Genomic DNA, 24,727 nt, shown 5'->3' with positions numbered 1-24,727 from the left:
ATTTTAAATGCAAGGAATTTCAGGTCACGATTTTATTTTAGGTATGTCAGCTTTAGGAGCTGGTATAGCAATGATAGCAGGTTTAGGTCCTGGTATTGGTCAAGGTATTGCAGCTAGTAAAGGAGCTGAAGCAGTAGGTAGACAACCAGAAGCTAAAGGTGATATCATTCAAACAATGATTTTAGGACAAGCTGTTGCCGAAACAACAGGTATTTATTCACTAGTTATTGCCCTAATTCTTATCTTAGTTAAACCTTTAGTATAGTTTAGTATGGAAGGCTTAAATGTAAGCGTTGACTTTAATTTAGTCAATATGCTTGTTCAGCTTACAGCCACTCTCGTATTGTATTTTATTTTGCGTAAATTTTTATACTATCCTATAAAAGATTTACTAAAGAAAAGACAAGACTATGTAATGAAGAACATTGAAGATAGCGAGAAAAATAATTTAAAATCTCAAGTAGCATTAAGAGACTATGAGCTTAAACTAAAAGAAGCTAAAAAGGAAGCAAACGATATAGTTGATCAAGCTAAGAAGAGAGCTGATGATATCGTTAATAAGTCTGTTAATGATGCTAAAGAAGAGTCTAGAAAAATTATGGAAAAAGCTGATAAAGAACTTGCTAATAAAAAGTCAATGGCAATGGACGAAATGAAAGGCGATATGGTTAATATTGCCATCTTAGCTGCTGAAAAACTAATTGGTGAAAATATTAGCACGAAGAAAGACAAAGAGATCATAGAAAAGTCTATAGAAGAAGTAGGTAGTGGACAATGGAAGAATTAGCTACTACTTTATATGCAAAATCTATGTTCGAAGCATCTAAAGAAGATGATTGTCTTAAATTAGTTTATGAAGAGCTAAACTTAGTAAAGGAAAGTATTGATTCAAACCCTAGACTGATGGAAGTATTTAAGCATCCATTGTTTTCAAATAATGATAAAAAAGATATTGTAAAAGATATTTATGAAAAGAATCTATCTACTTTAACTATGAATTTTTTATATGTTTTAATTGATGCTAAAAGATTTGACATGATATCATCTATAATCGATGAATTTAACAATTTATACGACATAGACAACAATATTTTGAATGGAACTATAATTACTAAAAACAGTTTAAGTGATGAAGAAATAAAAAAATATGAAGAAAAATTGACTGCATCTTTAAAGTCTCATGTAAAACTAAAGAATGTTTTAGATGATACTATAATAGGTGGCTCAATTGTTAAGATCGGTGACAAGCTTATCGACTCAACACTAAAAGGTCAATTGAACGAATTAAGAAAAGAATTAATAAATAATAGTGAGGTGAGTATCTAAATGGGGTTAAAACCAGAAGAAATTAGCTCAGTTATAAAAGAATTAATAAAAAATTATGACAAAAAATTAGATACGGTTGAAGTTGGATCTATTATTGAAGTTGGAGACGGTATAGCTAGAGTTTACGGACTTGATAATGCTATGGCTGGTGAATTACTTGAACTACCTGGTGGCGTTTACGCTATGGCACTAAACCTTGAACAAGATAATATTGGTTGTGTACTTTTAGGTAGTGACAAGAACTTAAAAGAAGGAGACCCAGTTAAAAGAACTGGTAGAATCGTTGAAGTTCCAGTAGGCGAAGCGCTTATTGGCAGAGTAGTTAATTCACTAGGACAAGCTATCGATGGAAAAGGCAAAATTGAAAGCAAAAAGTATAGACCTATCGAAGCTAATGCGCCAGGTATCATTGACAGAAAGTCTGTATCTGAACCGTTACAAACTGGTATCAAAACTATTGACTCCATCATCCCTATAGGTAGAGGACAAAGAGAGTTAATTATAGGCGATAGACAAACAGGTAAGACTGCCATCGCCATAGATACAATAATAAATCAAAAGGATCAAGATGTAATATGTATATATGTTGCTATTGGCCAAAAGAACTCAACTGTAGCTCAATTAGTTAATGTACTAGAAGAACATGGTGCGATGGACTACACTATAGTAGTAAGTTCATCAGCAAGTGAATTAGCACCACTACAATACATTGCTCCATATGCAGGAACTGCTATGGCTGAAGAGTTCATGTATGCAGGTAAAGACGTACTTATCATCTACGATGACTTATCAAAGCACGCGGTTGCTTATCGTTCAATGTCTCTACTACTTAGAAGACCACCAGGACGTGAAGCGTACCCAGGTGACGTTTTCTATCTACACTCAAGACTACTTGAAAGATCAGCAAAGCTATCTGATAAATTAGGCGGAGGATCAATAACAGCTCTTCCTATCATAGAAACACAAGCTGGAGACATTTCAGCTTATATACCAACTAACGTTATATCAATCACTGACGGACAAATCTTCCTTGAAGGACAATTGTTCTTCTCAGGACAAAGACCAGCAGTAAACGCAGGTCTTTCGGTATCTCGTGTTGGTGGAGCTGCACAAATCAAGGCTATGAAGAAAGTTTCAAGTGGTATTAAACTAGAACTTGCTCAATACAGAGAATTATTGGCATTTGCTCAATTCGGTTCTGAGCTTGACAAGGACACTGCTGACAAGCTAAATCATGGTCAAAGAATCATGGAAATACTTAAACAAGCACAATATAAACCTTTAAAAGTCGAAGAAGAGGTTATGATTTTATTTGCTGTTACTAACAGATATCTTGATGATATTCCTGTAGACAGAGTTAAGGCTTTTGAAAATGATTTTCTAGAGTACATGGAAAATACTTCTAGCGAAACTGCTAAGAAGATTTTAGAGAAAAAAGAATTAACTGATGAAATAAAAGAAGAGCTAAAACTAAAGATAGAAGAATTTAAAAAGACTTTTAACTAGAGGTTTATTATGGCTGAACAAAGTAAAGAAATTAAAAGAAGAATAAAAAGTGTATCTAATATAAAGCAAATTACTAGAGCTATGGAATTAGTATCTACTTCTAAACTTCGTAAATCAAGAAAACAACTTGAACTTACAAGGCCATATTATAACACTGTTGAATCAAGTATAAGAGAAATACTAGCAAACACTAAGGGTGTTAAGTATGATTTACTTGAAAGAAGAGAAGTTAAAAATAGACTCATAATTGTTTTAACATCTGATAGAGGTTTAGCTGGTGGTTATAATATTAACGTTATAAGAAAAGCTGAATCATATATCGATGACAAAGTAGGAACAAAGTTTATACTTGTCGGTGTTGAAGCAAGAGAGTACTTTAAAAGAAGATACGATGGCATAGTAGAAGAATTTTCATATATTTCAGAAGAACCTTCATATAATAATGCTGCTAAGATAGGTAGCATCTGTTATGATTTATACAGAAAAAAAGAAATTGATGAAGTTCTATTAGTTTATACTCATTTCTCGACTGTACTAAGTTTAGTGCCTAGTATGGTTAAGCTATTACCAGCCGAATCTATAGAAAAGGAAGGCAATATGGAGAACAGACTTATTGAGTATGAACCATCTGCTGAAGAAGTATTAAACAGATTAGTTAAGGATTATATATCAATAACTATATTTGGAGCAATGATTGAGTCAGCAGCTTCAGAGCAAGCATCAAGAAGAAATTCTATGAAGAATGCTACTGATAATGCTAACGATATGCTTGAGAGTTTGTCTCTTAGATTCAACAGAGCAAGACAAGCTCAAATTACACAAGAAATTACTGAGATAGTCTCAGGTGCAAATGCATTAAATTAGAAGGGGTGAAATTATGGAAAATCAAAATATTGGTAAAGTTGTACAAATAATTGGACCGGTTCTTGATATAAGATTTAAACAAAATTCTCTACCAAACCTTCTGAACGCGATTAAAATTGATTTAAATGGCAAGCCGCTTATAGCTGAAGTAAGTCAACATATAGGTGACGATATAGTTAGATGTATATCAATGTCATCTACTGACGGACTAGTTAGAGGCGCTGAAGCTATAGATACAGGAAGCCCAATAAAGGTGCCTGTTGGCGATAAAACTTTAGGAAGACTTTTCAACGTTTTAGGTGAAAACATTGATGAAGATACTAAGGCTAAGTATGATAGATACGATCCAATACACAGACAAGCACCTACTTATGATGAACAAGTTACATCAAGAGAAATCTTTGAAACTGGTATCAAAGTTATCGACCTTATAGCTCCATATGCTAGAGGAGGTAAGATAGGTCTATTCGGTGGTGCCGGTGTTGGTAAAACTGTATTAATACAAGAGTTAATCAACAATATCGCTAAGGAACATGGTGGACTTTCAGTTTTTGCAGGCGTTGGAGAAAGAACAAGAGAAGGTAATGACCTTTACTACGAAATGAAAGAGTCTGGTGTTATTAACAAGACTGCCTTAGTTTTCGGTCAAATGAATGAACCACCAGGAGCAAGAATGAGAGTTGCTCTAACTGGATTAACTATGGCTGAGTACTTTAGAGATGAAAAACACCAAGACGTACTTTTATTCATTGACAATATATTCAGATTTACTCAAGCAGGTTCAGAAGTATCTGCACTTCTTGGTAGAATGCCATCAGCAGTAGGTTATCAACCAACACTTGCTACTGAAATGGGTCAACTACAAGAAAGAATCACATCTACAAAGAACGGCTCAATCACATCAGTACAAGCTGTTTACGTACCTGCCGACGACTTAACAGACCCTGCGCCAGCAACAACATTTACCCATCTTGACGCAACAACAGTTCTTTCACGTTCAATTTCAGAACTAGGTATATATCCAGCGGTAGACCCACTTGATTCAACATCAAGAATACTTGATCCACAAGTAGTTGGAGAAAAACACTATGAAGTTGCTAGACGTGTACAAGAGATACTACAAAGATACAAAGAACTTCAAGATATCATCGCTATACTTGGTATGGATGAATTATCTGAAGATGACAAGATAACTGTTGCTAGAGCAAGAAGAATACAAAGGTTCTTATCACAACCGTTCTCAGTTGCTGAACAATTTACAGGTATAGAAGGTCAATACGTTCCTATAGCTGAAACTATCAGAGGCTTTGAAGAAATACTTGACGGTAAACATGATGATTTACCTGAATCAGCATTCTTATTCGTTGGAACTATAGATGATGCTGTTAAAAAAGCTGAGAGTATGAGGCAAGATAATGAATAGATTATATCTTAAGGTTGTTACACCCGACAAATTGTTTTTCGAAGGCGAGATTGACATGCTTGTCGCTAGAACAATTGAAGGAGACGTAGGAATACTTCTTAATCACTCTCCACTGGTAACAATACTGGATATTGGTAGACTTGTTATTAAAGATGGAGATGAAAGAAAGATCGCTGCCTGCGCTGGCGGTTATATTGACGTAAGAAACAATAATATAACTGTAGTCTCAGACGCTTGCGAATGGGAAGACGAGATAGACATAAACAGAGCTGAGAGAGCTAAGGAAAGAGCAAGCAAGAGACTTGAAGACAAAGATACAGATACATTTAAGGCAGAGCTTGCGCTTAAGAAGGCAATCAACAGAATCAATGTTGGAAATAAAAATTATTAAAAGAAGGTAGCAATTTGCTACCCTCTTTTTGAAAGAGGAGGAATATTATGAAGTGGGATTTATCAGCATACTATAAATCATTTACTGACCCTAAATACAAAGAAGATTATGACAATATATTAAAAGAAGTAAAAGAATTAAAAGCATTTATCACAGATAACTTTGACGACAAGAAAAAAGTTTTACTTCAATATGTAGACAAAGCCAATCTTATAGAAAACTATGCTGCAAGACTATATGGTTACGTTTCACTAAACTTAAGTGAAAACGTTAACAATAAAGAAGCACTTACAGAAAAATCAAAGCTTATAGCTATAGGTAGAGAGTTTACTGAGCTAAATGTTGTCTACACAAAATTTTTAAAGAGCATCGACGACATCAATAAAATAATTGATGAAGATGACGCTCTTAAAGAATATAGATTTATTTTAAATGAAGGCTGTGAACAAGCTAAACACTCATTAAGTGATGATGTAGAGATAGCCGTTGCTCGTATAAAAGAAACAGGTTCATACGAGTGGAACAGATTACACTCTAATTTAACAAGTAAAGTAACTAGCAAAGTGGAATTCACAAATGGAGAAGTAAAAGAAATAAATCTACCAGCTATAAGAAACTTACAATATGAAGACGATAAAGAGCTTAGAAAAAAGAGTTTTGTAGCTGAAGAAGAATGCTACGACAAGATTAGAGATTCTGTAGCAATGTCACTTAGCTCAATCAAAGGCGAAGTTATTAATGAGTGCGAGTTAAGAGGATACGAAAGTCCATTAGAAAAAACACTTATCGATTCAAGATTTGATAAAGAGATACTTGACGCTATGTGGTCATCAGTTAGAAAGTATTTACCGGATTTTGTTAAGTACTTCAATAGAAAAGCAAAATTACTTGGCTACGATAAGCTTCCTTACTACGAAGCATTCGCGCCAGTAGGCAAGGGAAGTATCACTTATACATTTGATGAAGCAAAAGACTTTGTTATTAAGCAATACTATTCTTTCTCAGATAAATTAGGTGATTTTGCTAAACATGCCTTTGAAAACAATTGGCTAGATACAGAGCCTAGAGAAGGAAAAGTTGGCGGCGCATTTTGTTCAAGCTGCTCAGCTATAAAAGAATCAAGAGTTTTAGCAAACTTTGGTGGCACTTTTGATTCAATGATAACCTTTGCTCATGAACTAGGTCACGCTTATCATGGAAGAGTAATATTCCAAGAAAAGCCTATCAATCAAGACTACACTATGCCTATAGCTGAGACTGCATCGATATTTGCTGAGACAATAACATATAACGCAGCACTTAAAGATGCAAAGAATGACGATGAAAAGATATTTATACTTGAAAATATTATTTCAGGAGCAGCACAAACAGTTGTTGACATATATTCAAGATTCTTATTTGAAGATGAAGTATTTAGAAGAAGAAAAGATGGCGCACTTGATGCAGATGACTTTGATGAAATCATGATGAACGCCCAAAAAGAAGCTTTCAAAGATGGCTTAGACCCAGAAAAGCTTAATAAGGGAATGTGGATATGCAAGTCTCACTACTACAGCAGCGGCCTTGGATACTATAACTTCCCATATTGCTTTGGATTATTGTTCGCAAGAGGCCTATACAGCATATATAAGAATGAAGGAGATGCCTTCATAGAAAAATACGATACACTTCTAAGAAACACAGGCAAGATGAGTATTAAAGATTGCTGTAAATCAGTTGGTATCGACGTTACTAAAGAAGAATTCTTTGACGCATCACTAAAAACTATAAAAGCAGAAATAGATGAGTTCTTAAAATTAACTGAGTAATTGAAAATAAAAATTTTAAAGCAACCTCTTTACTTTGATTTAGTAGAGAGGTTTTTTTATAAATATATTGACAATTGATATACTATGTAGTACAATGTATATAGATAAACAATGTATATATACAAGTGGGGGATAAAATGAATTCAGATTGGATATCTCAAATAAAAAGAGGAACTTTGGAGTACGCAGTATTACTCTTAATTTATAAAAATGATAGGTATGGATACGAATTAATACAAATACTGAATAAATACACAATTCTCAATACTAACGAGAGTACAATTTATCCACTTCTTAGAAGACTTATGAAAAATGGATATCTTGAATCTTATTGGCAAAATATAGAAGAAGGCACACCACCAAGAAAATACTATAGAATAACAAAATCTGGAACTTTATATTTGGACAAACTTAAGTGTGACTGGTGTAAACTTATTGAGAATATTAACGATATAGAAAAGGAGTGATACTAATATGCAAGATGTAAAAATAAGTATTGATTTAGAAAAATATTTAAATCATGTCGATAGATACTTAAAGTATTTACCTATAAGTGAGAAAACTGATATTTTATCTGAGTTAAAAAGTTCATTTTATGAAAGGTTAATCTCTGGTCAATCTAGTGAAGAGATTATTGCTAAAATGCCTACAGCAAAAGATTTAGCTGGTAATTATATTGATGATGTTTTCGTTAAAACTAATAAATTATCTTTTAAAACATTATGTAAATATATATTATTTTTTTCATACTCTTCATTAATTTGGCTAGCTATTATACCAACGCTTTTCACACTAGCTATTGGTTTGTTCTTATCGGGAATTCTTTGTTTTGTAGCTGGTATAATGGGATTATTAAAAGGATTTATAAATATATCTTTTTTAGATAAGATTAAATTCATTTTTGTTTATTATGAATTGAAAGGAATATCTGCTTTATTTGTTGGTATTTTATTTGCAATTGTTTTTACTATATTAGGAATATTAACTTGGAGAGGAACATTAGCCATAATAAGATATTTACAAAATAAAAAGCTTAGCATTTATAATAAAAGTATATAAATTATAATTTAATATTAATAAGAAAAGTGTATCAATTTTATACACTTTTGTTTTTTTACAAAAAGTTTACATCTTTTACATTTATTTTTAACATATGAGGAATATAATCAATACAAAGAAAGGGGAGAATTCCATGAAAAAAAATTTTAAATTCTTTGTATTAGTTTTAGTACTAGCTATATTCGTATCTAGTTTTTCATTTTTAAGCGAAACAAGCTATGCTGAAAGCAAAAATGCCAAAAAGGCTAAGTATGTCTTCTTGTTTATAGGTGATGGTATGGGTGCAGCTCAAGTCAATGCTGCTCAAATCTACACTGGAAACAAGGATAAAGTAGAGATAAAACCATTAGAGTTTTATAAGTTCCCAACAGTTGGTCTTGTTAACACTGAAGACTCTACAAGCTTCTGCCCAGACTCAGCTTCAACTGCAACAGCTATCAGCTCAGGAACTAAGACTCATTCAGGCGTTATAGGTAAGACAAGTGATCTTCAAAAAAACGTTACAACTGTTGCAGAAAAAATGAAGGAACAAGGTAAAAAAATTGGTATAATATCAACTGTTACATTAAATCACGCAACACCAGCAGCTTTCTATGCTAATGTTACATCTAGAAAACAATACTACGAAATAGGTAAACAAATGGCAGCAAGTGGTTTTGATTATTTCGCAGGTGGTTCACTAGAACACAGAACTGGTGACGATAAGAACAAAAAAGAAAAAGATCTTTATGATATTTTAAGAGCCAATGGTTACACAGTAACTGAAACTAAAAAGGACTTTGAAAAGATTAACAAAAATACTGGTAAAGTATTTGCTGTTACTGAAAGAATACAAGATTCAGGATCTATGCCATATACACTTGATCAAAAGAAGGGTGATATGACTTTAAGAGATACAGTTAGAAAAGCTATCGAAGTACTAGACAATGACAAGGGCTTCTTCATTATGGCTGAAGCTGGTAAAGTTGACTGGGCTTGCCATGCTAATGATGCTTTCTCATCTATACATGAAGTGCTTGCACTAGACGATGCAGTTCAAGAAGCTATAGAATTTTACAAAAAACATCCAGATGAAACACTAATCCTAGTTACTGCCGATCATGAAACAGGCGGACTAAGCCTTGGCTATCAAGGAACAGGATACGACACACACTTTGAAATATTTGACAAGCAAAAATTAAGCTATGTTGAATTTGATAAGAAATTTGAAGAATTAAAGAAAAACAACAAGAACCTTAAATTTGAAGATGCACTAAAATTAGTTAAAGAATCATTTGGACTAATAGTTAAGGACAAAAACACTAAGAAGGAAGATGAATTATTCGTATTAAATGATTATGAGCTTGGCAAATTGAAAGCAGCTTTTGCTGAATCAATGAAAGAAAAAGACAAGAGAACTAAATCTATAGAAACAAACCTTTTATATGGCGGATATGATCCATTTAGCGCTACACTAACTCATATAATTGACAATAAAGCTGGTATAGGCTGGTCAACATTTGCACATACAGCTGTTCCAGTTCCTATATATGCATTAGGCGCAACCGCAGAACTATATGAAGGAACTTATCACGATAGTGAAATCTATAGTAAACTTATGGAATCTTTAGGAGCAAAATAATAAACTTTAATAAAATAAAATTAGCTTACAGATGAAAACAGGGAGCCGAAGCCCCCTGTTTTTTATATTGATATTAACTAATATATAACTTTATGAAATACTTTTTTACCTTTTTTAATCAATAGCTCTCCATCTTTAAAATCATCAAGCGTAATTACTTTAGATGCATCGCTTTCTTTTTCGCCATTAAGAAGTATGCCACCTTGTGAAATAAGTTGTCTTGCTTCTGAGTTTGATTTAGTTAAATTAAGTTCTTTTAGTAAGTTTAGTAGACCAATACCGTCCTCAAATAGCTTTTTATCCATAGTAGTACTTGGAATATTTTCCGAATCAGCATTGCCACTGAATAGGGCACGGCTTGCTTCTAGTGCTTTGTCTGCATCTTCTTTGCTATGAACATCCTTAGTGATTTCATAAGCAAGTATTTCTTTTGCTTTGTTAATTTCGTTGTCTTTAAGCTTTGCTAATTCATTTATTTCTTCCATAGGAAGCATTGTTAAAAGCTTTAAGAACTTAATAACGTCTCTGTCATCAACATTTCTGAAGTATTGGAAAAGTTCATAAGGAGTAGTTTTTTCTCTGTCAAGCCAAACAGCGCCTGAAACAGTTTTACCCATCTTAACGCCATCAGCATTTGTTAATAACTTAAGAGTCATAACGTAGGCTTGTTTACCTTCAAGTTTGTTTATTAGCTCAGTTCCTTCAAGCATGTTAGCCCATTGGTCTGATCCACCAACTTGAAGAACGCAGCCATATTTTCTATATAGCTCTAAGAAGTCATAAGCTTGCATTAACATATAACCCATTTCAAAGAAAGTTAAGCCAGAAGAAATTCTGTTCTTATAGCAATCATAAGCAAGCATCTTAGAAACGTTGAAGTTAACGCCTATAGTTCTCATAAAATCAAGGTACTTTACATCGCGAAGCCACTCTTTATTGTCAACGTGCAATGCTTTGCCATTAGAAAAATCAATAAATCTTGATAATTGCTCAACAAAGATTCTAGCATTTTCGTTAATAGTTTCTTCAGTAAGAAGCTTCCTCATATCTTGCTTACCAGATGGGTCACCAATCATAGTTGTCGCTCCACCAGTTAAGCAGATAGCTCTATGCCCAGCTGTTTGCAAGTGTTTCATAACCATAAGCGTAATGTAGTGACCTATAGTTAATGAGTTTGCTGTTGCATCATAACCAGTATAGAATGTAATTTTTTCATTATTTAATAAATTTCTTAATTCATCTTCATAATTGCAGTTATCTATGTAACCTCTTTCTTTTAACACGTCAAAAACGTTCATAAAATCACTCCTTTAAACTGCCTTGATTATAACATATTTCTAAATAATTTGTCAATCTATAAGCATGAAAAAGGATGGGCACTTGTCCCATCCTTATAAGCTTAAATTATATTTCTTCTGAGTTTTCCCATAAACCATGGATATTGCAGTAGCTTAATGCAAGTAGAGTACCCTTAGCATTAGCTTTTAGCTTAACGCTCATTGATGGTTCAGTGAATAAATCTGATTCGCCATGAGCTGATGTTACATAGCTAGCTACTTCAACTGGAATTTCTTTTCCTTCAGGTACGAAGAATAACTTCATCCATGCTATGTGGTGCTCAAGAGTGTTTGGATGAGCAATTTCATCTCCAACACTTACGCAAACCTTTAAATCGTCTGCTTCTTTTGATACGTGTATAACTGGAACGTGCTTTTCGCTCTTCCAATCTGCGCTTTTAACTAATTCTGATAATTTCATTTTTATCAACCCCCTTGTAGTTAATCTATACCCAAAGATGATTTTTAATACACATTTATACGAAAATATTTATTAATATATTCATTGTTTAATAAGCTAATATATGTTATAATTGTTATGGAAGTGATAGTATGTATGAATTAATTGCAACAAGTTCTTTTGGCTTAGAAGCAATAGTTAAAAGAGAATTAAATGATTTAGGTTTAGAAGTTACAAAAACTGATAACGGTCACATTTATTTCAATGGCGATGCCATAGACATTGCGAGGGCAAATATTAATCTTAGATGTGCTGACAGGGTACTAATTAACTTAAAGAGCTTCAAGGCAGAGAGCTTTGAAGAGCTTTTTGATGGCATATATGAGCTTCCATGGAATGATATTTTAGATGAAGACTCTAATTTTATAGTTGAGGGTCGTTCACACAAGTCAAAGCTATTCTCAATATCTGACTGCCAAAGGATTACTGAGAAGGCTATAATAAAGAAACTACAAATGAAGCACGATATAAGTAGATTCGCAAAGTCATCTCATAGACATAGACTTGAAATATCTCTATTAAATGACATTGCAAGCATCACGCTTGACACTTCAGGAGACAGTCTTCACAAGAGAGGCTATAGGGACAAACAAGGCGCTGCGCCTTTAAAGGAGACTATGGCAGCGGCACTTGTAAAGCTTTCCTTTTATAATAAAGATAGACCTTTCTTTGATCCTTTCTGTGGTTCAGGTACTATACCTATAGAAGCTTTATTAATAGCTAGAAACATTGCTCCTGGCCTAGATAGAGATTTTGACAGCATGAACTTTAAGTTTATAGATGCTGACTTATTTAAAAAGGCAAGGATGGAAGCGATGGAGAAGATTGATTATAAGTCAAAGGTCTACATCGACGCGAGTGATATATCTCACAAATCCATTGCCATAGCGAAACATAATCTTGAAAATCTTGGCCTAAGTGATGATATAAGGTTTTTTGTAAAAGATTTTAGAGATGTAGATATCAAGAATAACTACGGAGTAATGATTACAAATCCGCCATATGGTAAGCGTCTCGAGGAAGATAATTTAAGGAGTTTATACAGTGATTTTGGTAAAAAGATAAAAAATTTAGATACATGGTCGATATATGTTTTGACTTCATATGAAGATATAGAAAGAGACTTTTCTAGAAAGGCTGACAAGAACAGAAAGCTTTACAACGGAAGTTTAAAGACGTATTACTATCAATTTTATGGCAAGAAGCCTGAGAAATAGTGGAGGATATTTAAGTATGGAAAGAAAAGATGAAATATTAGATAAAATACTCTCCGTTGAAGTTTTGGACGCCATGGCAGATTGGGTTAAGGTAGTTAATATAAAAGGCAAGATACTTTATGCTAACCAAGCTCTTAAAGATGCGATAGGCTACGACCCGACTGGTACTAATACTGATGATTTAGATGATTTTTTAAAGCTTGATACGAGCGAAACAACTAGCGCTATTGAAAAGAATGAGATTATACAAAAGGAATTAAACATTGGTGACAACTACTACCAAGTGAAGTGCTCACCAATATATGATGAGAAGATGAATCCTATCGCCATAGTTGAAGTGTTTAGAGATGTTACAAGAGAGAGGGTTCTAGAGCTTCAACTTATTCAAAGCAATGAGAACGTTTTTCATGATATGGAAATTACAAAAAGGATACAAAAAAGTATACTTCCATTAAAAACTAAGTATAAAAACATTGCTATAGACTACCTATATGAAGCGACTGAAACGCTATCTGGAGATATGTTTGATATATTTGAGATAGAGAAGGATACTTATGTAATCTACATCGCTGACGTTGCAGGCCATGGTATAGCAGCCTCTATGCTAACTATGTTTATAAGACAAACTGTTAGAAATTTAAATAAGAACAATTACAAACCTGAAATTGCTCTTAAGCATATAAGTGATAAGTTTTTAGAGCTTAATTTGCAAAGCGACAGATATATAACTATATTCTACGGGGTTTATTACGCGGACAAAGAAGAATTTGTTTATGCAAATGCTGGTCACAACTCGATGCCAATAATATTTAATGATAATAAGATATCTGTTTTAGAGGCAAAGGGTAGACCTATAATGAGTATAGACTTAGGTAATGAATATGAAGTAAAGAAAACTGCACTCAGGGCAGGCGATAAATTGTTTTTATATACAGATGGCATAGTTGAGAGCAAAAACGCACATGGCGAAGAATTTGGTATGGATAGGCTTATAACAACGATACTAAGTAAGCCAAATAAACTACTCAAAGCCATAGACATAGCAGTACTTCAATACTCCTTTGGCGATCAAAGAGATGACTTCGCTATGCTATTAGTAGATATAGACGAAATGAATAGATAAAGCAAAAAGCTCTTCTTAAGCAAGAAGAGCTTTTAATATGTCCTGAAATACTTTTTCCTTTTCAATATCATGAAGTAGTTCATGTTTTAAATTATCATACTCTATAAGTTCTAGATCTTCTATACCAACGCTTCTTAATAGGCCATAGATTTGTTTAATGCCTAACTCGAAGTTTGATAGAGGATCTTTTTTACCTGAAAATAAATATATAGGTAAGTCTTTTGGTATATATTTTAAATTTTCTCTTCTAGTTGCTTTATCAACGCCATGTATAAGCATTTGGAAGAAGCCGTTACTGTATTCAAAGATACACAATTCATCTTGTAAGAACTTGGCTCTTTCCTCTGGATCTGATGTTAGCATATCTTCTTGAACGTTTTTACTCATGAAGTCGAAGGATTTTTGATTAAGCGATTCATTCTTCGCGTCGTAGCCTTCCTTTGAAATAACTACTTTTAAGAATACCTTAAATAACTTATTTAAGAATATAGGGCACTTAACGCTAGATAGTAAAAACATTTTATCAATGTTCTCGCCATACTTATAAGCATATGTTCTAGCAAGTATTGAGCCCATGGAGTGGCCTAGTAATACGACTTTTTTACCTGGATTTTCTTTTCTTATAATTGAATTTAACATATCGATGTCGTCAACCATCTTCATCCAAGCGTTATTCTTAGGAACTATGCCTAAGTGATCCTTATCTTCAGCAGTCATACCATGGCCTCTAAGGTCAAGCGCGTATGACGATATGCCATTAGCTTGTAAGAATCTAGCAAACTCATCGTATCTCATAGCGTGATCATGCATGCCGTGAACTATTTCCACACAAAGTTTGGGGTCTTCAGCTTTCCATTCTAAATACTTTATTTTGTTTTTGTCCTTTGCCGTGAATTCTAAATAATTTTTTTCCATTTACCTCACCTTAAAAAATATTACTTCCCCTTTTAGATATTATACTATATTTCTAAGTAATAATCAATATTTTAACTAATATAAGTCAATTTATGATATAATACAAGTACTGAAATCACATTGGAGGAATTTTTATGAAATACACTTTAGAAGTTTGCACTGACTCATTCGAATCAACTCTTATAGCTCAAAGAGCAGGGGCAGATAGAGTTGAACTTATTGCATCGACAGTACTTGGCGGAATAACGCCGTCATACGGCTTGTGTAAGAAGGTACTTAATGAGCTTGATATACCCTTCGTTGCTATGATAAGACCTAGACAAGCAGGTTTTTCTTATTCTAAATATGATTTAGATGTTATGAAAGAAGATATCATTGCTCTCAAAGAGCTTGGCGTAAAAGGCTTTGTCTTTGGCTCTTTAAATGATGATGGAAGTATTAATATGAAGGCTAATGAATACTTACTTAAGTACTGCGAAGGCATGGATAACGTTTTTCACAGAGCCTTTGATATAGATCCAGACCTTGATGGCAACTGCAAAAAGCTTATAGAACTTGGCTTTAAACGTGTATTAACTAAAGGTGGAGACAACAAAATTACAGATACATATAAGATAATCAATTCGCTTTATGAAAAGTATCATGACAAGCTTGAATTTATCACTGGAGGAGTGAGGGAGAATAACGTAGATTTTATTAAAAACAATCTACTTGTTGATCAGCTCCATATATCATCTAATAAAGTATGTATAGATAAATCGACTCTTGCAAACGATAAATTATATTTTGGCACAAACCCAAATGAAGATGAGGGAACATATTATTTAGCCGACGAAGACTATCTTAAGAGGATAATAAAATCTTTTAGATAATTATGACAAAAATTTAACAATTCTTATTTGCAAGTAAAAAAATATAAATTGCAAAAATGTTAAAAATGCATCAATATTTATGACATATATGACATATTTTGAAAACTAAGATTAGTTTTATTCATTGCTTATATTTACACATGAAAAATCAATTTTTGCTCTTTAAAAATATCCATACATGTGGTAAAATGAGTATATAATTCAAATAGGAGGAGTACTATGAAAGAAAAAAATGGTAAGACAATCGTCCTAGGGGTAATCGGATCAGATTGTCACGCAGTTGGATTAACTATATTGGACCATGCTTTTACAAATGCTGGATTCAACGTAGTTAACATAGGTGTTTTATCACCTCAAGAAGACTTCATCAACGCAGCTGTTGAAACTAACGCTGACCTTATCTGTGTATCATCACTATATGGTCAAGGAGAAATTGACTGTAAAGGCATGAGAGAAGCGTGCGATGAAGCTGGTCTTAAAGACATTCCGCTATATGTTGGAGGCAACATCGTTGTTGGTAAACAAAAGTGGGAAGAAGTTGAACCTAGATTTAAAGCTATGGGCTTTAACAGGGTTTATCCACCAGGAACAAGTCCTGATGTAACAATTGCAGACATGAAAAAAGACTTGGGAATTGATTAGATGAAAGCATATCTTTTTATTGATTTTGGAAGCACATTTACAAAATTAACTCTAATAGATATCGAAAAAGAAGAAATTATTGCTACAGCAAAGAGCTACACAACTGTTGAAACAGATGTAGCAAACGGATATCACAATGCTTATAAGGATCTTATGTCAAAAGTCGATGGAGAACTTGATATAGTTAAGAAGCTAGCTTGTTCTTCTGCAGCAGGTGGCTTAAAGATAGCAGCCATAGGCCTAGTGCCTGATCTTACTGCAGAAGCAGCTAAGAGAGCAGCCTTAGGAGCAGGAGCTAGAGTTATTAAGACATATTCATACAAGATGAACAATCATGAGATAGAAGAGCTTAGAGATTCAAATGCTGATATGATTCTTCTAGCAGGTGGAACTGACGGAGGCAACACTGAAGTAATTTTGCATAACGCTCAATTGATTGCTGACTTTGGTATTACAAAGCCAGTTGTTGTTGCGGGTAATAAGAGCAGCTACGACGATATTGAAAAAGTATTTAAAGATAAGATTGAGTACAGACTTACAGAAAATGTTATGCCAAAACTAAATGAAATCAATGTTAATCCTGCAAGAGAAACAATCAGAGACATTTTTATGGAAAGAATCACAAAAGCTAAAGGCATGACTCATATAGAAGATGATATCTCAGGCATACTAATGCCTACACCACAAGCTGTCTTAAAGGCTGCCGAAGCACTTAGCTTAGGAACACCTGATGAAGATGGCGTTGGTGACTTAGTCGTAGTTGATATAGGCGGAGCAACAACAGATATTCACTCAATAGCTGATGGCGCACCTTCTAAACCTGGAGTAATTTACAGAGGCTTGGAAGAACCTATTTCAAAGAGAACTGTTGAAGGCGACCTAGGTATGAGATACTCAGCTGAAAGTATATATGAAGCAGCTGGATTGAGAATGATTAAGAAGTACTTAGATATCAGTGATTATGATGTAGAAGAAGAATTCAAGAGAAGATACGATCACACTGATTTAGTTTTCACCGATGAAAAAGAAATAAAATTCGATGAAATGATGGCAAAGATTTGTGTAGATATATCAATGAAAAGACATTGCGGCTATGTAGAAGCTGTTTATTCACCTCTAGGAACAATGTATCAACAGATAGGTAAGGACTTAACTGAACTTAATCTTATGATAGGTACTGGAGGTATACTGGTAAATTCGGAACACCCAGAAGAAATACTAAAAGCTGGGCTTTATGATAATGAAGATTTAAACTCATTAAAGCCAAGATATCCTGAATTTTCAGTAGATAAAAATTATATTCTATCTGCTATGGGTTTACTAACAATGGTCGATAAGAACATGGCAGTTAGAATGATGAAGAAATATATAGTTATATAGGGGGAAGCTATGAAAGTAGAAAATAAAAGATGGACTGATGAAGAATTTTTCGCTGAGCGTGAAAAAGTTCTTAAACAATGGCCCACAGGAGATGAAGTTGATTCACAAGAAGCAATTGACTTTTTAAAGAAAATACCTGCAGAAAAGAACTTTGCCGAAGTTATGGCAAAGGCAAAAAAAGAAGGAAAAACATTAGCACAACCAAGAGCTGGCGTTGCGCTTATTGATAAACACATAGAACTACTAACATTCTTGACAGATCAAGGTGGAGCAGATTTACTTCCATCAACAATTGACTCATATACAAGACAAAATAGATATGACGAATGTGAAGTTGGTATAAAAGAATCATTAAAAGCAGGTAGATCATTATTAAATGGATTCCCGGCTGTTAACCACGGTGTTAAGGGATGTAGGATGGTTTACGATGCTGTTTCTAAACCACTTCAAGCAAGACATGGTACACCAGACTCAAGATTACTTTCTGAAATAATTCACGCTGGTGGATTTACTTCAAACGAAGGTGGCGCTATAAGCTACAACGTTCCATATGCAAAATCAGTACCAATAGACAGATGCTTACATGATTGGCAATATTGTGACAGATTAGTTGGTTTTTATGAAGAAAATGGTGTTCATATAAACAGAGAACCATTTGGACCACTAACTGGTACACTTTGTCCACCATCAACATCAAACGCTGTTGCTATAGTTGAAGCACTTTTAGCTGCTGAACAAGGCGTAAAGAACATTACAGTTGGTTATGGCCAATGCGGTAACTTAATTCAAGACGTTGCAGCTATTAGATCACTAGAAGAACAAGTAAATGAATACTTAAATAAATATGGTTATAACGATGTTTTAATAACTACAGTATTCCACCAATGGATGGGTGGTTTCCCTCAAGATGAAGCTAAGGCATTTGGCGTTATCTCTTGGGGTGCAGCAACTGGTTCATTAGCGGGAGCAACAAAAGTTATAGTTAAGACACCTCATGAAGCTATAGGTATTCCTACTAAGGAAGCAAACGCTGAAGGTATCAGAGCTACTAAGATGGTTTTAAATATGACTGAAGGACAATTACTTCCAGAAGGTAAAGAATTAAGAGCTGAAATTGAATTAATTAAGGCAGAAACAAGATGTATTGTAGATAAATTATTTGAATTAGGTAAAGGCGACTTAGCTGTTGGTACTGTTGAAGGCTTTGCACAAGGCGTTATGGACGTACCATTTGCACCATCTAAGTACAATGCAGGCAAGATGATGCCAGCAAGAGACAACAACGGAGCTGTTAGATACTTATTTACAGGTAACTTACCATTCACAAAAGATATACTAGACATTAACAAAGCAAAACTTGAAGAAAGAGCAAAATTCGAAGGACGTCCAGTAAGCTTTGACATGACAACTGACGATATCTTTGCTGTTGGCTTCGGCAGATTAATCGGTAGACCAAAAAATAATTAATATATAAAAGGAGACTTTATTATGAAAATTAAAAAAGTTATCTGCTCAGCAGGTAAAACAGGTTTTTACTTTGATGACCAAAAGGCTATCAAATTAGGAGCAAAACATGACGGTATGTTCTACTTAGGAGATCCAGTTACCCCTGGATTTAAAGCTATAAGACAATCAGGAGAATCAATCTCAGTTATGCTTGTTCTTGATGACGGACAAGTTGCTCACGGTGATTGCGCAGCTGTTCAATACTCAGGAGCAGGTGGAAGAGACCCACTTTTCTTAGCAGAAGATTTTATTGAATTTATCAATAAAAACATTGCACCTAAATTAGAAGGAAGAGAAATAACTACATTCAAGGAAATGGCTGAAGAATTTGACCACATGCAAGTAGATGGCAAGAGACTTCATACAGCTATCAGATATGGTATCACTCAAGCAATACTTGATGCAGTTGCTAAGACAAACAAAGTAACTATGGCTGAAGTAGTTAAAAAAGAATACAATACTGGCGTTGAAATCAAGAGAGTACCTATCTTTGCTCAATCAGGTGATGACAGATACCTAAACGCTGATAAGATGATTATAAAAGAAGCTGACGTTTTACCACACGGTCTATTCAACAACGTTGAAGAAAAAACTGGTAAGAACGGTGAGCTTTTAAGAGACTATGTTGTTTGGTTAAGAAACAGAATTATTGAACACAGACACAATGAATCATATAGCCCAATCTTCCACATCGACGTATATGGAACTATAGGTGACGCTTTCAACAACGACGTTGATAAGATGGCTGAATACCTAAAGACTCTTGAAGAAGCTGCTAAACCATTCAAGCTTAGAATAGAAGGACCTATGGATATGGGTGAAAGAACTAGACAAATGGAAGTTCTTAGAGACTTAACTAAGAAGCTTGATGAAGAAAACATTCACGTAGAATTAGTTGCTGACGAATGGTGTAACACTTACGAAGATGTTGTTTACTTCGTAGATAACGGTGCTGGACACATGATTCAAATCAAGACCCCAGACTTAGGCGGTATCAATAACACTATTGAAGCTGTTAAGTATTGTAAAGATCACCACGTAGGAGCTTACTGCGGTGGTACTTGCAACGAAACTAACAGATCTGCAGAAGTTTTAGTAAATATTTCTATGGCTACAGGAGCTGACCAACAATTAGCTAAACCAGGTATGGGTGTTGACGAAGGTATCATGATTGTTAATAACGAAATGAACAGAGTAGTTGCACTAGTTAATAACAGATAATATTTTTTATTGAAAGTAGCAATATTTTATTGCTACTTTCATAATATACATAGGGGGTTATAATTTTGAGAGAAGTAAAAAGTAGTGATATCACTAAAAAATTAAAAGAAGGTCTTTTGGAGATAGCTTCAGTTCTTCCAAAAGATGTAATGGATAGACTTGTTGAACTAAGAGATAAAGAAAAGTGGCCACTAGCTAAAGAAACTATCACAACAATTATAGATAATGACAATCTAGCTGAAAGAGATAGCGTTCCAATGTGCCAAGACACTGGTATGGTTATCTGTTTTGTTAAGATTGGTCAAGATGTACATGTAGATGGATCTATAAGTGATGCTATAAACGAAGCTGTTAGAGAAGCATATACAGAAGGTTACTTAAGAAAATCAGTTGTTAAGGACCCTATAAACAGAGTTAATACAAAAGATAACACTCCGGCTATCATTCACTATGAATTAGTTGAAGGAGATGTATTTGAAATATCTTTCGCAGCAAAGGGATTTGGCTCAGAAAATATGTCTAAGCAAAAGATGCTTAAACCTGCAGATGGACTTGAAGGTGTTAAGAAATTTATACTTGAATCAGTTGAAGCTGCAGGACCTAACCCATGTCCACCTATCATAGTAGGTGTAGGTATCGGTGGAGACTTTGAAAAATCATGTATCATGGCAAAGAAATCACTTATGAGAGATGTAAATGATTATAATAAAGATCCATTCTATGCAGATTTAGAAAAAGAATTGCTAGAAAAGATAAACGAACTAGGCATAGGACCTCAAGGTTTTGGTGGCAAGACAACAGCATTAAGAGTATTTATAGAGACTCATCCAACACATATTGCTGGTCTACCAGTAGCTGTTAACATCCAATGTCACGCTGCTAGACATAAAGTTATTTCATTATAAAGGGGGATATTACTATGGCTATAGAAATTAAAACACCATTTACAAGAGAAACGCTTAAGGATTTAAAAGCAGGAGATAACGTATTAATTACAGGCACTATATATACAGCAAGAGACGCTGCTCACAAAAGATTAGTTGATCTTCTTAATGAAGGAAAAGAACTACCATTTGACCCAAAGGGAGCTTGTATCTATTATGTAGGGCCATCGCCAGCAAAACCTGGTAGAGTTATAGGCTCAGCTGGACCTACTACAAGCTATAGAATGGACCCATATGCGCCACAAATGATGGACGCAGGTGTTATGGGCATGATAGGCAAAGGCAAAAGAGATGACAATGTTAAAGAAAAAATAAAAGAATGCGGTGCTTGCTACTTTGCTGCTATAGGCGGAGCTGCTGCCATCATAGCTGATAGAATTAAAACTGCAAAGATAATTGCTTATGAAGATTTAGGAGCTGAAGCTTTAAGAGAGATAACTGTAGAAAAATTCCCAGCAACTGTTATAGTTGACTCTACAGGCAAAGATCTATATATAGAAGGTAAGAAGGAGTATTTGGAATGGAAAGAAAAGAACGAGTAATAAGTAAAGCTGCTAAAGCGGGCTCGCTTGAATCAAACGATCTAATGATTATGATAGAGCCTTCAGATAAATTAGATATCACACTAAATTCAGTAGTTAAGGAACAATATGGTGATAAGATTTTGAAGGCAATAAATGAAGTTCTTGATGAAGAAGGCGTTACTAAGGCAAATATTGTAATTGAAGATAAGGGCGCTTTAGACTTTACTATCAGAGCAAGAATGAGAACTGCAATCGAAAGGAGTCAAAATGAACTATAGAACAATGTTATTTATGCCAGGAAACAACCCAGGCATGTTACAATCATCTGATATACTAGGTGCAGACGCTATAATTATAGACTTAGAAGATGCGGTATCATTACCAGAAAAGGATGCGGCAAGAGAACTTGTTAAGGAATATCTAAAAACATTTAAGTCTGAAGAAAAAGAAGGATCAGATATATATGTAAGAGTTAATCCTCTTGATACTGATTACTTCTACAAAGACTTAGATGCACTTCAAGGACTAAACTTCGATGGCATCATGCTTGCAAAAGCATCTCAAGAATCAGTAGAAGCACTTTCTAAGTACTTAGATGATAATAATCAAAAATACGATATATTCTGCCTAATTGAAACATCTCAAGGTGTTGAAGATGCTAGAAATATTCTTGCAAAATCAAAGAGAGTAAAAGGCGTTTTACTAGGCGCAGAAGACCTAACACTTGATTTAGGCGCAAAGAGAACTAAAGAGTCAGATGAAATAAAATACTCAAGAATGAGAATTGTTTCATGTGCTAAATCTTTAGGTTTACAAGCAATAGATACACCTTGGACAGATACAGACGATATCGAAGGCTTAGTAATTGATACAAAGAAGGCTAAAGCTATGGGTATGACTGGTAAAGCTTTAATATCTCCAAGACATGTTGATCATGTTAATGAAATTTTCTCACCAAGCAAGGAAGATATCGATCATGCAATCAGAGTTATGGAAGCTCTTAAAGATGCTAAAGAAAAAGGTCTTGGCGCATTCTCACTTGATGGTAAGATGGTTGACAGACCTATCATACTAAGAGCAACAAATACATTAAAGATGTCTGGCAATTATAAGGAGGAATATGATGAGCTTTTATAATGATGATATTAAAATATTAGATAAGAAAGATTATCCTAAAAAAGAAGTAAAGCCAAGCAAAGTTTATGAAAGCATCAAAGATTTATTTGATAAACTTGATTTGAAAGATGGCATAACAGTTTCATCACACCATCATTTAAGAAATGGTGATGCCGTGTTAAACATGATGATGCTTGAGCTTCAAAGAAGAGGCATAAAAGACATAACACTTGTAGCTTCATCACTATTCCCAGTTCACAAAGAACTTATTCCTTTACTTGAAGATGGTACTATAACAAATATAATTACTTCATATATATCAGGTGATTTAGCAAAAGCTATTTCAAAAGGCAAATTAAAAGGCAAAATACTAATGCAATCACATGGCGGAAGAGCTAGAAGTATAATTGATGAAGATGTTGTCATTGACTACGCTTTCATCGCAGCTCCATCATGCGACCCAATGGGAAACATCTCTGGTGTTAATGGGGAAGCATCATGCGGCTCAATGGGTTATGCAATAGCAGACGCTATCTACGCTAAAAAGAAAATTGCTATAACAGATACTGTTGTTGACTATCCTAACTACCCAAGCGACATTACTGAAGACTATGTTGACTATATCTTAAAGGTAGATAGCATTGGTGATAAGAACGGTATAGTATCTGGTACAACAAAAGTTACTAAAGACCCAGTTGGACTTAAGATTGCTAAGGATACATTAAAAGTAATGAAGGCATCAGGTCTACTAAAAGATGGTTTTAGTTACCAAAGTGGTGCGGGTGGAATTTCACTTGCAGTTACCGACTTCTTAAGAGACTACATGATTAAAGAAAATATCAAGGGCTCATTTGCAAGTGGCGGTATTACTGGTTATTTAACAGATATGCTCGAAGAAGGTTTGTTCACTTCATTATACGACGTACAATGCTTCGACTTAAAAGCAATCGAATCCATTAAGAAGAATGCTAATCATTTAAGAATGAGCGGCTCTGAATATGGTAATCCAGAAGTATCAGCAGTTGTTGACAACCTAGACGTAGTTATCCTAGGCGCAACTGAAATTGACCTTGACTTCAATGTTAACGTTATTACAGGAGCAGACGGTATGCTAATGGGCGGCTCAGGCGGTCACCAAGACACAGCAGCTGGAGCAAAGATGTCAATTATAGTTTCAAAACTATTTTCATCAAGACTACCAGTTATTAAGAACAGAGTAGATGTAATCGCTACACCTGGAACAACTATAGACGTGCTTGTAACTGAAAGAGGAATAGCGGTTAACCCATTAAGACAAGATTTAATCGAAAAATTCAAAGCAAGCGGCCTAAACGTTATGACAATACAAGAGCTAAAGGCAATTGCAGATAACTTTATGGGTGAACCTAATGACATAAAGAAAAAAGATAGAATTATTGGCTATAGTGAATATAGAGACGGATCTATATTAGACGCAATTTATGAGGTGTAAT

26 protein-coding genes are annotated in these 24,727 nt (G+C 34.3%); 23 read left to right on the top strand and 3 right to left on the bottom strand.

What is annotated here, in order from left to right; genetic code table 11:
- Positions 1–7 precede the first annotated feature (7 nt).
- From atpE to AC1EJ0_RS00830, 11 genes are all read left to right on the top strand, one after another.
- Positions 8–265: an ATP synthase F0 subunit C gene (gene atpE, locus AC1EJ0_RS00880; RefSeq protein WP_019213523.1), complete on the top strand. Its 258-nt coding sequence runs from the start codon at positions 8–10 to the stop codon at positions 263–265.
- A 6-nt stretch (positions 266–271) separates the two neighbouring features.
- Positions 272–787 (top strand): F0F1 ATP synthase subunit B, encoded by a 516-nt coding sequence (gene atpF, locus AC1EJ0_RS00875; protein WP_058260397.1) that lies wholly within the window; start codon positions 272–274, stop codon positions 785–787.
- Complete coding sequence (gene atpH / locus AC1EJ0_RS00870; RefSeq protein WP_480022795.1) at positions 775–1,326, top strand: ATP synthase F1 subunit delta; 552 nt, start codon at positions 775–777, stop codon at positions 1,324–1,326. Before atpF ends, atpH begins: the two co-directional genes overlap by 13 nt.
- Positions 1,327–2,832 (top strand): F0F1 ATP synthase subunit alpha, encoded by a 1,506-nt coding sequence (gene atpA / locus AC1EJ0_RS00865; RefSeq protein ID WP_058260395.1) that lies wholly within the window; start codon positions 1,327–1,329, stop codon positions 2,830–2,832.
- A gap of 9 nt (positions 2,833–2,841) precedes the next feature.
- Positions 2,842–3,696 (top strand): ATP synthase F1 subunit gamma, encoded by an 855-nt coding sequence (gene atpG / locus AC1EJ0_RS00860; protein ID WP_320605157.1) that lies wholly within the window; start codon positions 2,842–2,844, stop codon positions 3,694–3,696.
- Between the two features lie 13 nt (positions 3,697–3,709).
- Entirely contained in the window at positions 3,710–5,119 is a 1,410-nt protein-coding gene (gene atpD, locus AC1EJ0_RS00855) for a F0F1 ATP synthase subunit beta (protein ID WP_480022796.1), read from the top strand.
- The gene (locus AC1EJ0_RS00850; protein WP_480022797.1) at positions 5,112–5,510 is read left to right on the top strand and encodes a F0F1 ATP synthase subunit epsilon; all 399 of its coding nucleotides are present in this window, start codon (positions 5,112–5,114) and stop codon (positions 5,508–5,510) included. Before atpD ends, AC1EJ0_RS00850 begins: the two co-directional genes overlap by 8 nt.
- A gap of 47 nt (positions 5,511–5,557) precedes the next feature.
- The gene (locus AC1EJ0_RS00845; RefSeq protein WP_480022798.1) at positions 5,558–7,318 is read left to right on the top strand and encodes a M3 family oligoendopeptidase; all 1,761 of its coding nucleotides are present in this window, start codon (positions 5,558–5,560) and stop codon (positions 7,316–7,318) included.
- Positions 7,319–7,455: 137 nt separating this feature from the next.
- Entirely contained in the window at positions 7,456–7,785 is a 330-nt protein-coding gene (locus AC1EJ0_RS00840; RefSeq protein WP_480022799.1) for a PadR family transcriptional regulator, read from the top strand.
- Positions 7,786–7,792: 7 nt separating this feature from the next.
- Entirely contained in the window at positions 7,793–8,377 is a 585-nt protein-coding gene (locus AC1EJ0_RS00835) for an HAAS signaling domain-containing protein (RefSeq protein ID WP_480022800.1), read from the top strand.
- A 133-nt stretch (positions 8,378–8,510) separates the two neighbouring features.
- Complete coding sequence (locus tag AC1EJ0_RS00830; RefSeq protein ID WP_480022801.1) at positions 8,511–9,998, top strand: alkaline phosphatase; 1,488 nt, start codon at positions 8,511–8,513, stop codon at positions 9,996–9,998.
- A 77-nt stretch (positions 9,999–10,075) separates the two neighbouring features.
- On the opposite strand, the gene tyrS is transcribed toward AC1EJ0_RS00830, so the two are convergent.
- Positions 10,076–11,296: a tyrosine--tRNA ligase gene (tyrS, locus tag AC1EJ0_RS00825; protein WP_480022802.1), complete on the bottom strand. Its 1,221-nt coding sequence runs from the start codon at positions 11,294–11,296 to the stop codon at positions 10,076–10,078.
- A 106-nt stretch (positions 11,297–11,402) separates the two neighbouring features.
- Complete coding sequence (locus AC1EJ0_RS00820) at positions 11,403–11,756, bottom strand: class II SORL domain-containing protein (protein WP_480022803.1); 354 nt, start codon at positions 11,754–11,756, stop codon at positions 11,403–11,405.
- Positions 11,757–11,887: 131 nt separating this feature from the next.
- Between AC1EJ0_RS00820 and AC1EJ0_RS00815 the strand changes: the two genes are divergently transcribed.
- Positions 11,888–13,012, top strand: a complete 1,125-nt coding sequence (locus tag AC1EJ0_RS00815; RefSeq protein WP_480022804.1) for a THUMP domain-containing class I SAM-dependent RNA methyltransferase — start codon at positions 11,888–11,890, stop codon at positions 13,010–13,012.
- Positions 13,013–13,028: 16 nt separating this feature from the next.
- Positions 13,029–14,135, top strand: a complete 1,107-nt coding sequence (locus AC1EJ0_RS00810; RefSeq protein WP_480022805.1) for a SpoIIE family protein phosphatase — start codon at positions 13,029–13,031, stop codon at positions 14,133–14,135.
- A gap of 15 nt (positions 14,136–14,150) precedes the next feature.
- Here the strand turns inward: AC1EJ0_RS00810 and AC1EJ0_RS00805 are convergent, their stop codons facing one another.
- Positions 14,151–15,050 (bottom strand): alpha/beta fold hydrolase, encoded by a 900-nt coding sequence (locus tag AC1EJ0_RS00805; protein ID WP_480022806.1) that lies wholly within the window; start codon positions 15,048–15,050, stop codon positions 14,151–14,153.
- 134 nt (positions 15,051–15,184) lie between these two features.
- Here AC1EJ0_RS00805 and AC1EJ0_RS00800 point away from each other — a divergent pair, with 134 nt between their 5' ends.
- The 10 genes from AC1EJ0_RS00800 (at position 15,185) to citF (ending at position 24,726) form a co-directional block, all read left to right on the top strand.
- On the top strand, positions 15,185–15,922 hold the full coding sequence (locus tag AC1EJ0_RS00800) for a copper homeostasis protein CutC (RefSeq protein WP_480022807.1): 738 nt from the start codon (positions 15,185–15,187) through the stop codon (positions 15,920–15,922).
- A gap of 219 nt (positions 15,923–16,141) precedes the next feature.
- Positions 16,142–16,564 (top strand): methylaspartate mutase subunit S, encoded by a 423-nt coding sequence (gene glmS / locus AC1EJ0_RS00795; protein ID WP_058260382.1) that lies wholly within the window; start codon positions 16,142–16,144, stop codon positions 16,562–16,564.
- Positions 16,565–17,944 carry a methylaspartate mutase accessory protein GlmL gene (gene glmL / locus AC1EJ0_RS00790; protein ID WP_480022808.1) on the top strand — a complete coding sequence of 460 codons (1,380 nt, stop codon included), beginning with the start codon at positions 16,565–16,567 and terminating at the stop codon, positions 17,942–17,944. It abuts the gene before it with no gap.
- A gap of 9 nt (positions 17,945–17,953) precedes the next feature.
- Positions 17,954–19,411 carry a methylaspartate mutase subunit E gene (locus AC1EJ0_RS00785; RefSeq protein ID WP_480022809.1) on the top strand — a complete coding sequence of 486 codons (1,458 nt, stop codon included), beginning with the start codon at positions 17,954–17,956 and terminating at the stop codon, positions 19,409–19,411.
- Between the two features lie 21 nt (positions 19,412–19,432).
- The gene (locus AC1EJ0_RS00780; RefSeq protein ID WP_304016293.1) at positions 19,433–20,671 is read left to right on the top strand and encodes a methylaspartate ammonia-lyase; all 1,239 of its coding nucleotides are present in this window, start codon (positions 19,433–19,435) and stop codon (positions 20,669–20,671) included.
- A gap of 65 nt (positions 20,672–20,736) precedes the next feature.
- Positions 20,737–21,576 carry a fumarate hydratase gene (locus AC1EJ0_RS00775; protein WP_304016294.1) on the top strand — a complete coding sequence of 280 codons (840 nt, stop codon included), beginning with the start codon at positions 20,737–20,739 and terminating at the stop codon, positions 21,574–21,576.
- Between the two features lie 14 nt (positions 21,577–21,590).
- Positions 21,591–22,157: a Fe-S-containing hydro-lyase gene (locus tag AC1EJ0_RS00770; protein WP_320605182.1), complete on the top strand. Its 567-nt coding sequence runs from the start codon at positions 21,591–21,593 to the stop codon at positions 22,155–22,157.
- Positions 22,136–22,417 carry a citrate lyase acyl carrier protein gene (gene citD, locus AC1EJ0_RS00765; RefSeq protein ID WP_058260376.1) on the top strand — a complete coding sequence of 94 codons (282 nt, stop codon included), beginning with the start codon at positions 22,136–22,138 and terminating at the stop codon, positions 22,415–22,417. The genes AC1EJ0_RS00770 and citD overlap by 22 nt, the downstream gene beginning before the upstream one ends.
- A complete protein-coding gene (locus AC1EJ0_RS00760; protein WP_480022810.1) occupies positions 22,407–23,276 on the top strand; it encodes an HpcH/HpaI aldolase/citrate lyase family protein in 870 nt (289 codons plus the stop codon). Before citD ends, AC1EJ0_RS00760 begins: the two co-directional genes overlap by 11 nt.
- Positions 23,263–24,726: a citrate lyase subunit alpha gene (gene citF, locus AC1EJ0_RS00755; RefSeq protein WP_480022811.1), complete on the top strand. Its 1,464-nt coding sequence runs from the start codon at positions 23,263–23,265 to the stop codon at positions 24,724–24,726. The genes AC1EJ0_RS00760 and citF overlap by 14 nt, the downstream gene beginning before the upstream one ends.
- Position 24,727 lies beyond the last annotated feature (1 nt).

Source organism: Fenollaria sp. C0166D3, from assembly GCF_056590255.1.
The sequence above is the reverse complement of the archived record's forward strand: the minus strand, read 5'-3'. Positions and strand labels throughout refer to the sequence as shown.

Bases quoted from the DNA above. Each gene is read 5' to 3' on its own strand.
- atpE (WP_019213523.1), top strand. From the start codon at position 8: ATGCAAGGAATTTCAGGTCACGATTTTATTTTAGGTATGTCAGCTTTA.
- atpF (WP_058260397.1), top strand. From the start codon at position 272: ATGGAAGGCTTAAATGTAAGCGTTGACTTTAATTTAGTCAATATGCTT.
- atpH (WP_480022795.1), top strand. From the start codon at position 775: ATGGAAGAATTAGCTACTACTTTATATGCAAAATCTATGTTCGAAGCA.
- atpA (WP_058260395.1), top strand. From the start codon at position 1,327: ATGGGGTTAAAACCAGAAGAAATTAGCTCAGTTATAAAAGAATTAATA.
- atpG (WP_320605157.1), top strand. From the start codon at position 2,842: ATGGCTGAACAAAGTAAAGAAATTAAAAGAAGAATAAAAAGTGTATCT.
- atpD (WP_480022796.1), top strand. From the start codon at position 3,710: ATGGAAAATCAAAATATTGGTAAAGTTGTACAAATAATTGGACCGGTT.
- AC1EJ0_RS00850 (WP_480022797.1), top strand. From the start codon at position 5,112: ATGAATAGATTATATCTTAAGGTTGTTACACCCGACAAATTGTTTTTC.
- AC1EJ0_RS00845 (WP_480022798.1), top strand. From the start codon at position 5,558: ATGAAGTGGGATTTATCAGCATACTATAAATCATTTACTGACCCTAAA.
- AC1EJ0_RS00840 (WP_480022799.1), top strand. From the start codon at position 7,456: ATGAATTCAGATTGGATATCTCAAATAAAAAGAGGAACTTTGGAGTAC.
- AC1EJ0_RS00835 (WP_480022800.1), top strand. From the start codon at position 7,793: ATGCAAGATGTAAAAATAAGTATTGATTTAGAAAAATATTTAAATCAT.
- AC1EJ0_RS00830 (WP_480022801.1), top strand. From the start codon at position 8,511: ATGAAAAAAAATTTTAAATTCTTTGTATTAGTTTTAGTACTAGCTATA.
- tyrS (WP_480022802.1), bottom strand. From the start codon at position 11,296: ATGAACGTTTTTGACGTGTTAAAAGAAAGAGGTTACATAGATAACTGC.
- AC1EJ0_RS00820 (WP_480022803.1), bottom strand. From the start codon at position 11,756: ATGAAATTATCAGAATTAGTTAAAAGCGCAGATTGGAAGAGCGAAAAG.
- AC1EJ0_RS00815 (WP_480022804.1), top strand. From the start codon at position 11,888: ATGTATGAATTAATTGCAACAAGTTCTTTTGGCTTAGAAGCAATAGTT.
- AC1EJ0_RS00810 (WP_480022805.1), top strand. From the start codon at position 13,029: ATGGAAAGAAAAGATGAAATATTAGATAAAATACTCTCCGTTGAAGTT.
- AC1EJ0_RS00805 (WP_480022806.1), bottom strand. From the start codon at position 15,050: ATGGAAAAAAATTATTTAGAATTCACGGCAAAGGACAAAAACAAAATA.
- AC1EJ0_RS00800 (WP_480022807.1), top strand. From the start codon at position 15,185: ATGAAATACACTTTAGAAGTTTGCACTGACTCATTCGAATCAACTCTT.
- glmS (WP_058260382.1), top strand. From the start codon at position 16,142: ATGAAAGAAAAAAATGGTAAGACAATCGTCCTAGGGGTAATCGGATCA.
- glmL (WP_480022808.1), top strand. From the start codon at position 16,565: ATGAAAGCATATCTTTTTATTGATTTTGGAAGCACATTTACAAAATTA.
- AC1EJ0_RS00785 (WP_480022809.1), top strand. From the start codon at position 17,954: ATGAAAGTAGAAAATAAAAGATGGACTGATGAAGAATTTTTCGCTGAG.
- AC1EJ0_RS00780 (WP_304016293.1), top strand. From the start codon at position 19,433: ATGAAAATTAAAAAAGTTATCTGCTCAGCAGGTAAAACAGGTTTTTAC.
- AC1EJ0_RS00770 (WP_320605182.1), top strand. From the start codon at position 21,591: ATGGCTATAGAAATTAAAACACCATTTACAAGAGAAACGCTTAAGGAT.
- citD (WP_058260376.1), top strand. From the start codon at position 22,136: ATGGAAAGAAAAGAACGAGTAATAAGTAAAGCTGCTAAAGCGGGCTCG.
- AC1EJ0_RS00760 (WP_480022810.1), top strand. From the start codon at position 22,407: ATGAACTATAGAACAATGTTATTTATGCCAGGAAACAACCCAGGCATG.
- citF (WP_480022811.1), top strand. From the start codon at position 23,263: ATGAGCTTTTATAATGATGATATTAAAATATTAGATAAGAAAGATTAT.